The sequence below is a fragment of the Mesorhizobium sp. M7A.F.Ca.US.006.04.2.1 genome, from assembly GCF_004022915.1.
Lineage (GTDB): Bacteria > Pseudomonadota > Alphaproteobacteria > Rhizobiales > Rhizobiaceae > Mesorhizobium > Mesorhizobium ciceri.
The window spans coordinates 1-9581 of record NZ_RZQA01000147.1 but is presented as its reverse complement, the minus strand read 5'-3'; the positions used below and the strand labels follow the sequence as shown (position 1 = coordinate 9581).

General features: G+C 62.7%; 10 protein-coding genes and 1 tRNA gene. 4 read left to right on the top strand and 7 right to left on the bottom strand.

Features of this window, described 5'->3' with window-relative positions:
- From hisD to EN925_RS10695, 4 genes are all read right to left on the bottom strand, one after another.
- Positions 1-731 (bottom strand): histidinol dehydrogenase (gene hisD, locus EN925_RS10710; RefSeq protein ID WP_128336522.1); only part of this gene is annotated, 731 nt, incomplete at its 3' end.
- Between the two features lie 7 nt (positions 732-738).
- The gene (locus tag EN925_RS10705; protein ID WP_013530200.1) at positions 739-1173 is read right to left on the bottom strand and encodes a DUF2948 family protein; all 435 of its coding nucleotides are present in this window, start codon (positions 1171-1173) and stop codon (positions 739-741) included.
- 205 nt (positions 1174-1378) lie between these two features.
- The gene (murA, locus tag EN925_RS10700; protein WP_013530201.1) at positions 1379-2671 is read right to left on the bottom strand and encodes a UDP-N-acetylglucosamine 1-carboxyvinyltransferase; all 1293 of its coding nucleotides are present in this window, start codon (positions 2669-2671) and stop codon (positions 1379-1381) included.
- Positions 2672-2801: 130 nt separating this feature from the next.
- Positions 2802-2996, bottom strand: coding sequence for a hypothetical protein (locus EN925_RS10695; RefSeq protein WP_013530202.1), 195 nt, complete (start codon positions 2994-2996; stop codon positions 2802-2804).
- A 160-nt stretch (positions 2997-3156) separates the two neighbouring features.
- On the opposite strand from EN925_RS10695, the gene EN925_RS10690 reads away from it, so the two are divergent.
- Together EN925_RS10690 and EN925_RS10685 are read left to right on the top strand one after the other, a co-directional pair.
- Positions 3157-3231, top strand: a tRNA-Thr gene (locus EN925_RS10690).
- Between the two features lie 320 nt (positions 3232-3551).
- Positions 3552-5126 (top strand): DUF882 domain-containing protein, encoded by a 1575-nt coding sequence (locus EN925_RS10685; RefSeq protein ID WP_127366533.1) that lies wholly within the window; start codon positions 3552-3554, stop codon positions 5124-5126.
- Positions 5127-5431: 305 nt separating this feature from the next.
- On the opposite strand, the gene EN925_RS10680 is transcribed toward EN925_RS10685, so the two are convergent.
- The 3 genes from EN925_RS10680 to EN925_RS10670 all read right to left on the bottom strand — a co-directional run bounded on the left by EN925_RS10680 (position 5432) and on the right by EN925_RS10670 (position 7773).
- Positions 5432-5956 (bottom strand): OsmC family protein, encoded by a 525-nt coding sequence (locus EN925_RS10680; RefSeq protein WP_013530204.1) that lies wholly within the window; start codon positions 5954-5956, stop codon positions 5432-5434.
- A gap of 110 nt (positions 5957-6066) precedes the next feature.
- A complete protein-coding gene (locus tag EN925_RS10675; protein WP_024504783.1) occupies positions 6067-6603 on the bottom strand; it encodes a carboxymuconolactone decarboxylase family protein in 537 nt (178 codons plus the stop codon).
- Between the two features lie 87 nt (positions 6604-6690).
- Positions 6691-7773: a sigma-70 family RNA polymerase sigma factor gene (locus tag EN925_RS10670; protein ID WP_164753405.1), complete on the bottom strand. Its 1083-nt coding sequence runs from the start codon at positions 7771-7773 to the stop codon at positions 6691-6693.
- Positions 7774-8000: 227 nt separating this feature from the next.
- Between EN925_RS10670 and EN925_RS10665 the strand changes: the two genes are divergently transcribed.
- Positions 8001-8906, top strand: coding sequence for a MurR/RpiR family transcriptional regulator (locus EN925_RS10665; protein WP_127366532.1), 906 nt, complete (start codon positions 8001-8003; stop codon positions 8904-8906).
- Positions 8907-8963: 57 nt separating this feature from the next.
- Positions 8964-9581 (top strand): M20/M25/M40 family metallo-hydrolase (locus tag EN925_RS10660; RefSeq protein WP_128336520.1); only part of this gene is annotated, 618 nt, incomplete at its 3' end.

The window sequence follows — 9581 nt, the reverse complement described above, 5'->3', positions numbered from 1 at the left end:
TCGGCCACGACAAGCACTTCCAACGGCCCGGCGATCATGTCGATGCCGACGGTGCCGAAAACCTGGCGCTTGGCTGCCGCGACAAAGTCATTGCCCGGGCCGACGATCTTGGCGACCGGCCGGATTGTCTCGGTGCCATAGGCGAGGGCGGCGATCGCCTGCGCGCCGCCGACGCGGTAGATTTCGGACACGCCTGATATGTCCGCTGCCACCAGCACCAGCGGATTGATGATGCCGCCCGGCGCCGGCACGACCATGACGATGCGCTCGACGCCGGCCACTCTGGCCGGCACGGCGTTCATCAGCACCGAGCTCGGATAGCTCGCCGTACCGCCCGGCACATAGAGCCCGACGGCCTCGATCGCCGTCCAACGCCAGCCGAGCTCGACGCCGGCGGCATCCGTATAGCGATCGTCCTTCGGCCGCTGCCGTTCATGATGCGAGCGGATGCGGTCGCGCGCGAACTCCAGCGCCTCGATCGTCTTTGGGTCGGCCGTTTCGTAGGCGGTTGCGATGTCTTCCTTAGACACGGCAATGCCGAGGCCGGTCAAATCGGCGCGATCGAATTTCCGCGTATAGTCGATCAGTGCCGCGTCGCCCTCCGCGCGCACGCGCGCGATGATGTCGCGCACCGCGGCATCGACATCGGCGGAGACCTCCCGCTTGGTCGTGAGGAAGGCGGCGAAACGTTGCTCGAAATCGGTATCGGACTGACGAAGCGTGATGGCCATCGGACGCTCAGGCCTTGTGGATGGGGCGCGAGGTGGCTTCCCACGCCCCGCCGATGTCGGCAAGACGGGCCTCGATGCACTCGACGTCGAGCATGATCGCACCGCCGCCCGAGAAGATCAGCTCGACGATGCCGGCCGGCTTGCTGATCTCGATGAAGCTGATCGCCAGCAGCGACAGGACTTCGGCAGGCTTGTCGCGGTCAATACCGCTGGTCTTGGCCCCGAGCACGCGGTCGAAATGCAGCACGGCCTGCCGTCGCTCATTATGCTGGCGAAACAGGCCGGATTTTGCCTCCCAGACGAAACGGTTCATGGTCAGCAGGAAACGCTTGGCCGCGGGGAGGAATTCGAGGTCGCTGACTTTCAGCACGGCATCCTGGACATGAGCCGAAACGATGCTCAGATCCTGGTCGTCGAGCGCGATAAGCTTAAGGGCGGTCATACGGATTTCGCACCTGAAGGTTGATTGTTCAGCCTTCTGTTAGGCGGTCTTGGCGATCGGTGCAACCGCACCAGCAGCTGCAGCTCTGCGCTGCCCCTCATCGCCCTGCCGGGCACTTCTCCCCGGATAGTGACGGGGAGAAGGACGCTGCCGCGAAGGATTTCGCCAATCTCCTGCGTTGCTAGAGAGGAGCCGAGGTCGCGGGCTACGCCGAAATCCGTTCGATCACCGCACCGCAGTTGGACAGCTTTTCTTCCAGCCGCTCGAAGCCGCGATCGAGGTGGTAGACGCGGTTGACCGTGGTCTCGCCTTCCGCCGCCAGGCCGGCGATGACCAGCGAGACAGAGGCGCGAAGATCGGTCGCCATGACCGGCGCGCCCTTCAGCTTCGGCACGCCGTCGACGATCGCCGTCTGGCCCGAAAGCGTGATGTGAGCGCCGAGCCGCGCCAGTTCCTGCACATGCATGAAGCGGTTCTCGAAGATCGTCTCGGTGATGCGCGACTTACCCTTGGCCATGGTCATCAGGCCCATGAACTGCGCCTGCAAATCGGTCGGGAAGGCCGGGAAGGGTGCTGTCGTCACGTCGACCGGCGAAATGCCGGCGCCGTTGCGCCTCACCCGGATGCCGGAATTGGTCGGCGTGATCTCCGCACCCGTCTGGGCGATCACGTCCAGTGCGGTCTGCAGCAGGTCCGCACGCGCGCCTTCGAGCACGACGTCGCCGCCGGTCATGGCGACGGCCATCGCATAGGTGCCGGTCTCGATGCGGTCGGGAATGACGCGCACGCGCGCACCGGAGAGCGATTCGACGCCGTCGATGGCAATGGTTGGCGTGCCGGCGCCGGAAATCTTCGCGCCCATGGCGTTGAGGCACTCGGCCAGATTGACGATCTCGGGCTCGCAGGCGGCATTTTCCAGCACCGTCTCGCCCTTGGCGAGTGCCGCGGCCATCATCAGCACATGGGTGGCGCCGACCGAGACCTTCGGGAAGATATAGCGGTTGCCGACAAGGCGGCCATTCCGGGTCTTGGCGATGACATAGCCGGTGTCGACGTCGATATCAGCGCCCAGCGCCTGGAGGCCCTCGAGGAACAGATCGACCGGCCGCGTGCCGATGGCGCAACCGCCCGGCAGCGACACTTTTGCTTCGCCCATGCGGGCCAGCAGCGGGCCGATCACCCAGAACGAGGCGCGCATCTTCGACACCAGCTCGTAGGGCGCTGTGGTGTCGACGATGTTGCGGGCGGAGAAGTTGATGGTGCGCGAATAGCCCTCATTCTGCTTCTCGCGGCGGCCATTGACCGAATAATCGACGCCGTGATTGCCCAGGATGCGGATCAGCTGCTCAACATCGGCCAGATGCGGCACGTTTTCCAGCGTCAGTGTGTCGTCGGTCAAAAGCGAGGCGATCATCAAAGGCAGCGCCGCGTTTTTCGCGCCCGAGATCGGAATGCTTCCGGAGAGCTTGTTGCCCCCGACAATTCTGATGCGATCCATGGAAGAACGTCCCTCTCGGCCAAAAAAGGGCCGGTTCAATCGTTTGAGTAGCGGCCCGTCTAGACCATTGGCCAATCTGGTTCAAGAAATAGGATTTCGCCCACCCCAGGCCAAGAGTGACCTATTTGAGTTAATCTTTTTGTATTTTCTTCGATGCAGCGAGCCCGTCCGGGCGCAGGTCGGCCTCGCCGGTCCGCCGCGAGCGCGACTGCGCCTTGCGCTTCTGCAGATTGGCGCGCAATTGCTCGGCGAGCCGATCCTTGCGGATTGTTGCGCTGCTTTTCGGTGGACCATCCTTTTTCACTGGAATTGTCTTGTCGTCCATCGCCCCATCCCGCCGGCGACCCACCAGCTTGCTGTTCAGGGATAGCCAACATTGTGGCACTGCCATGTCATTAAAAGCCATCCGGCAAAGCCTTTCACAGAAGCGTTGCACTTGGCCTTGCGCTTGCCGGTTCGATATGGCAGAAGCCCCGCCATCAGCGGCTGCGGTAGCTCAGTGGTAGAGCACTCCCTTGGTAAGGGAGAGGTCGAGAGTTCAATCCTCTCTCGCAGCACCAGTTTCCAACATCCCTGTTGCCGCACGATCGTCCTCTGCATTTGCGAGGGCGAGGCGGGTACATGGGATGGCGCGGCCCTCGTGCCGGCAGACCCGATCAGCGGTTCATTGCTTCAGAAAATGGCTGCCACAGGCAAATCCAGCCGAAGCGCATTCCGGCAAGACACGATTCATTAACCAAGATGCTATTCATCGACATGACGTATTGTGGCATGGATGCCCGTCTTCGCCGGTCAGATCCATGCTTGTCAGGAAGAGGGCCGAAAGGCTCCTGATCTGGGCGGAAATCTAAATCGCCCGAAACAAAAGAACGTGCAAGGCATGAACGTGAGCGAAAACGTGCAAAACGCCCCCGGTGCTTCCCGTCTTTGGACCCTGCCTGCCATCATCGCAGCGTTCCTTTGCCTGTGCGCTACCGGCGCGTTCGCGGAGACGCGTGCTTTGAGGATTCAACATCTCCATACGGGAGAGAAGGCTGAAATCGTCTTCAAGCGCAATGGGCGCTATGATCCGGCGGGATTGAAGAAGATCAATCTCATGCTGCGCGACTGGCGTCGCAACGAACCGACGAAGATGGATCCGCGCCTGCTCGATCTTGTCTGGCAGGCCTATCGCGCCAGCGGCTCGACAGCCTATATCCATGTGGTCAGCGCCTATCGTTCGCCGGCGACGAACGCCATGCTGCGCAGCCGCTCGAAGGGCGTGGCCCGGGAGAGCCAACACATGGTTGGCCGCGCGATGGATTTCTTCCTGCCGGATGTGCCGCTGAAGAAGCTGCGCGACATCGGCCTCAAAATGCAGGGCGGCGGCGTGGGTTATTACCCCACCTCCGGTTCGCCTTTCATACACATGGATGTCGGCAATGTGCGGCATTGGCCTGGCATCAGCCGCCAGGAACTCGCCAGGGTATTTCCGAACGGCAACACACTGCATGTGCCGAGCGACGGCAAACCGCTGCCCGGCTATGAGCAGGCGTTTGCCGCCTACAAATCGCGCAAGGGCGCCGGCACGCCCAACATCGAGCTGGCAAGCGTCGACGGCGGCCAACGCAGGCCGCGTGGCCTGCTGGCGACGCTCTTGGGCGGGGGCGGCGCAGACGAGTCCGACGATGTCGCGGAAGCGGTGCCGGCGCCACGCAAACCGGCGAGGTCCGTCGAACCCAGACCGGCTGGACAGGGTATCGCTATCGTGCCGCCGCAGGATGCCCAGCGGGCGGACATCCAGATTGCTGCCAGCGATCCAGGCGAAGAACCGCTTGCCGGGCAGAAGGGGAAGACGCCTGAAGCGATCGTCATGGCGATGGCACCGGGCTCAGTGCCGCTGCCGGCCTTCGCACCGCGAGCCGAGTTCACGGCACCCGTTCCCACCCCGGAAGCCGCACCGTTGGCAATCGCCGGCGCGTCCACGGCGCAGGCCGAGCTGGCCGTTGCCAAGCCGGACGCTGCGAATGCCGATGCCGCTGCCACGAGCGTCGCGCCGGAGATGATGGCGCTCAACGTCCCATTGCCGACATGGCGGCCGGAAAGCCAGTCAAGCCCGACGCGCCAGTTGGAAGCAGCCAAATCTGGCGATGCCATCGGTGTCTTGCTGGCCATGCATCACCCCGACGACGGGCTGGCCGGCGAGCGGATCGCGGCGCCTGCGTCAAAGCCAGAAGATCGCGTCAGGGCGAACCCCAAGGCCGACCGTGTCCAGCGGCGCCCCGATTCCGAGGCAGATCGCGCTGTTGCCGGTGGGGCCGCATCAACAGGGACGCCCATGATTGCCGCCAATTTCATCCGCACGGCGCCGGAGCATGTCTATCTCGATGGATTCCAACCGCGGGGACGGACGTCCGATCACCGCCGCTTCACCGGCTCCGCGGTGAAATTCCTGCCCATCGCCAGTTTCAAATAGAGGGCGAAAGCACCGTTCGATCCAGTGTCGAAATGTGTTGCGCCATATCGATGGCCGGGGCGGTCACGGGATTCGCAATGCCGAACCCTTCCGCGCTATGACACTTGGCGAGCAGCGCGCTACTGCAGCGGGCAGTCGGCTCGTTGCTGTCGGCCGCCATCCGTTGCCTTTCGAGCAGATCGCCCCGCGAACTTGCCAGGATCGTGGTGGCGGCGCAAACGTGCACGAGGCATATTTGGCCCCGCCGGCCGCAACCGGCGGGACTAAGCCACAGGCCGCCCAGCGGGCGAGTTCTGCGACACGGATCACGCCTGGTGAATCACCAACTCGCTGGTCATGGGAATTCCTCTAAGGGCGCCAAGCACCATGTTGTGCGAGATCGCGCGCTCATGAATTTTCTCCAGATCGGCGCGGGGCGCCGAAGAACACACGGTCGCGCTGAGGTGCAGGGACACGTAGCAATGCCGGGCGTCCACGGGCGCCGTGAGCCCATCAAGTCCGTCGAACTCGCCACGCGGGTCGAACACGCCTTCCGCGATGAAATCGACCGAACGAAGATCGACCCCCGCATGCGCTGCCAGCATCGGATAATCCGAGCCGGCGCACACAGCCGCCGCGGCAAAGATCTGCTCCCAGGGAAAGACGGCGGTCGGCGAATTGTCCTTGAGGCTCGCCGGTCGCTCCAGTAGCGGTGTTGTGTAAGGATCGCCTGATTGCGGGTCGAAGCGGTAGCGGGCACGATAGGTGCCACGCACCGCGTCACCGTGTTTCTTTAGCACGGACACGATATCTTTGACTGTGCTGACGGTTTCTCCGAAGACTACTGGCATCTTTACCTCCCTATAAAATGAGAATTCCACTCCCTATTCCGGTCCGCGGATGCCGACGACGGTTGCCGCGGCCTGGCCCCAATTCCGACAATGTGCCGACAAGGCTCGCGCTACTTGGCAGGCGCGGCAGCCTGAGCGTCGCCGCCGAGATCCTTCTTGAAGGTCTCAAAGTCGACCTGCATGCCGTTGAAGATTGTGCTCCAGTGCCGTGACAGAGCGGCGATAGCGACGGCCTCTTCGATCTCGTCCTCCGTTGCGCCCGCCTGTTTTGCGCTCTCGGTGTCTTCCCAGATGCAATACTGGCAGGGAATTTGTGCGGAGACGGCGAGCGAGATCAGGGCCTTGACCTTCGGCGGCAGGGCGGTTTCGCTGGAGAACTGCAGAGCCTTCACCTCTGCCCAGGCGCCCGGCAGCGCTGCTTTTGAAACCTGATGGAGAAAGGTCGGCACCGAGCCGAGCGTCCGCTCGACGTCCTTATAGGTGGCGTCGACCTCAGCTTGACCGGCCCAGCCTAAGCCTGATGACAACAATGTGGCGCAGACGACAGTCGATGCGAACGCCGTGTGAAGGAGGCGGCGCGAGCGGCTGGGCCCGAGCTCGCCGTGGTGTGCAATGGAAGCAACATGGGAAACTGCGAAGGCGAACATGATCTCTCTCCTCTTTGGAACCATTTGCGTCCGGGCCAGATGATGCCCGCGTGCTGTAAGGAGTCACGGACGGGAGAAAAAGTTCGATCAGTCGTCCTCGATTCTAGGCGGACGCGGCGAAAGATGAAGATGCAAGCGTCGGGCCTTGCCGTCTCGCTGAAAGATCACCAGGACGACACCCGGCGGGCAGTGGAAAGGGTCTTCCGGCGGATTGACGAATAGTCCCTCGATCACAGTGACCTGGCTGGCGCTGAGAATGCGCTGCGGTTCCAGGCGGACGCCGGCTTCCGTGTCGGCGTCGACTTCCCAGGCAAGGAATGAGCGACCCAGCACTGGTTTGCTCGTCCCGCGGACAAGATGCAGGTCCTCTGCAAAGTGCCCAAGGAAGCGGTCACGCTCGCCATGCTGGTTGAGCCCATTGAAAATTTCGGAGTAGAATCGCTGGCGCTCGCGAGACTGCGAGCGAGCCTCTGTGTCGGCAAGGCCCGCCGTTTCCAGCAGCATCTCGGCAAGCTTGCGTTTGGCTTGCGACAAACGACTGCGAACCGTCCCAATCGGGACACCCAGAATGGCGGCCAGTTCCTCGTAAGACTGATAGCTTCCGAAATAGCGCAACATGGCGGTAGCCTGCAGCGGCTCGGGAAGCTTGCGTAGGGCGTCCCAAACCCATTCGCGAAGCGCGACTTTCTCCAGCCGCTCCTCAATGCTTGCGCGTTCGTCTGGGCGGTCTGGAATGTCGGCGGTCAAGATCTCGCGTCGTCTTCGACGCAATTGTTGCAGGCAACAGCGGTGCAACACAGTGCGAAGCCAGCCACCGACGGCTTGCGGATCCTTGAGTTCGCCGATGCGCCTCAGCGCGATCAGGAAAGTCTCATGCACAGCATCTTCGGCGTCCGACCCATAGCCGAGCATGTTCAGCGCTATCGCATAGAGCCGTGCGCGATGACGTTCCAGCAGCAGGCCGAGGCAACCACAATCGCCGCCCCGAGCGGCAAGGGCCAGTTCGGCATCACTCGGCACGATATGAGTTTCGTAGCCCATGGGCTTAAGATGCATCAACTGGCGAAAAAGTTCGAATGCCAGTTCAGCTTTGTCACGATCCGTGTTCGGCGGGCACCAGTTCACCAATGACGCTTTGATGGGGTTTTGGATTGAGGTTATGACCCTCACTTCACGTCCGTAACAACCGGCCCCGGAACGGGGTCCGTGAGAACCAGGCTCGCCGCCAAGATACTCAAGCGAGATCGAAAGTGCATATGGCAGTGAGCAAGGATTGGATTCTGGCGGATGCGGGCGATCTACGCGGCTAGATTCAATCCTGTAAAACTTTTTCCAGATTTGACACCATTTCACAAAATTGTAAGATAATCATCTTCCGTCAGCGATAGGCGATGACCATGTCGATCCGCGAAGAACTGGCCAACACGACCGTGGCGTTCACCTCCGCGGAAGAGAAGATCGTCCAGGTCCTGCTCGCCGATTACCCAATGTCGGGGCTGGGCACCGCAACCCGGCTGGCACGGCGCGCCGGCGTCAGCGACCCGAGCGTGACGCGGCTGATGACCAAGCTTGGCTATGTCGGCTTTGCCGATTTCCAGGCACGCCTGCTCACCGAAGTCGAATCCAGGCTGCATTCGCCGCTTTTGATGATGGAAGCCAAGCGTCCGGGCGGCTCCAGCGAAGGCACCGCACTTGCCTATTTCCATTCGGTTTCCGACAGCCTGGAGCGTACGCGCACGGCTGTGCCGGTGCAGGCCTACACGCGCGCTGTCAACATGCTGCTCGAGAGCAAGGGCCAGGTCGTGCTGCTGGGCGGCCGGTTCAGCCGGCATATCGCCTCCATGCTGGCCGGCTATCTCCTGCAGTTCCGCTCCGGCGTGCGCGACATCGGTTCGTTGAGTCCCGCCGATTTCGACCTGTTGATCGACCTTGGCAAGCGCGACCTCCTCGTCGTGTTCGATTACCGGCGCTACCAGTCGGACGTGGTGAGCTTTGCCCAGCAGGCCAAGGAGCGCGGCGTCTCCATCCTGCTGTTCACCGACGTCTGGCTGTCGCCGATATCTGACATAGCGGACCTGACCATGGTCGCGGCGATCGACGCCAACTCGCCGTTCGACACGCTGGCGACGGCCGTTGCCCAGATGGAAACCGTCTTTGCCCACGCGCTGGAGGGCCATGGCGCCGGGGTGCGCAAGCGCATCGAGGACATCGAGAAGATCCGCAGCGCCAATGCGGTCACGCTCGATACCGTCCTATCGTCATCGGCCGACGACGCCGCCAAATCCAAAACCACAAGGAAGTAGTGTCGTTGCGCGCAGTGCAGCGATGCAAAGCGCCGCGACGCAGAAAAGGAAGCGACAATGCCCGACAACCAGACCTTCATCGACGCCGTGCAGGCTGAGATCGAGACCGATCGCGACTGGTTGATCGGCCTGACCCGCGACATGGTCCGCATCCCTTCGGTCAACCCCAAATTCGAGCCCAATCCGGCGATCAACCGCGAGGCGGATGTCCAGGCGCTGCTCGAACCGATCCTCAAGCAGGACGGGTTCAGGACAGAGCAATGGGATGCCTTGCCCGGGCGGCCCAATCTGGTCGGCGAATGGGCGGGAGACGAGAGCCGCAGCCTGATCCTGTGCGGCCATATCGACGTCGTGCCGGTCGGCGCGATGAAGGACTGGTCGGTCGATCCGTTCGGCGGCGAAATCACCAATGGCCGGCTCTATGGCCGCGGTGCCGTCGACATGAAGGGCGGCGTCGCCGCTTGCATCGCCGCCGCGCGCGCGATCCGCAAGGCGGGCATCACGCTGCAGGGCCGGCTCGCCATCCACTCGGTCGTCGATGAGGAAGCCGGCGGCTTCGGCGCCATGGACGCGGTGAAGAAGGGCAAGCTCGCCAAGGCGGTGCTGGTCGCCGAACCGACCTGGGGCGATGTCCTGCCGGTCGAAGGCGGGCTGGAATGGGCGCGGGTGACGATC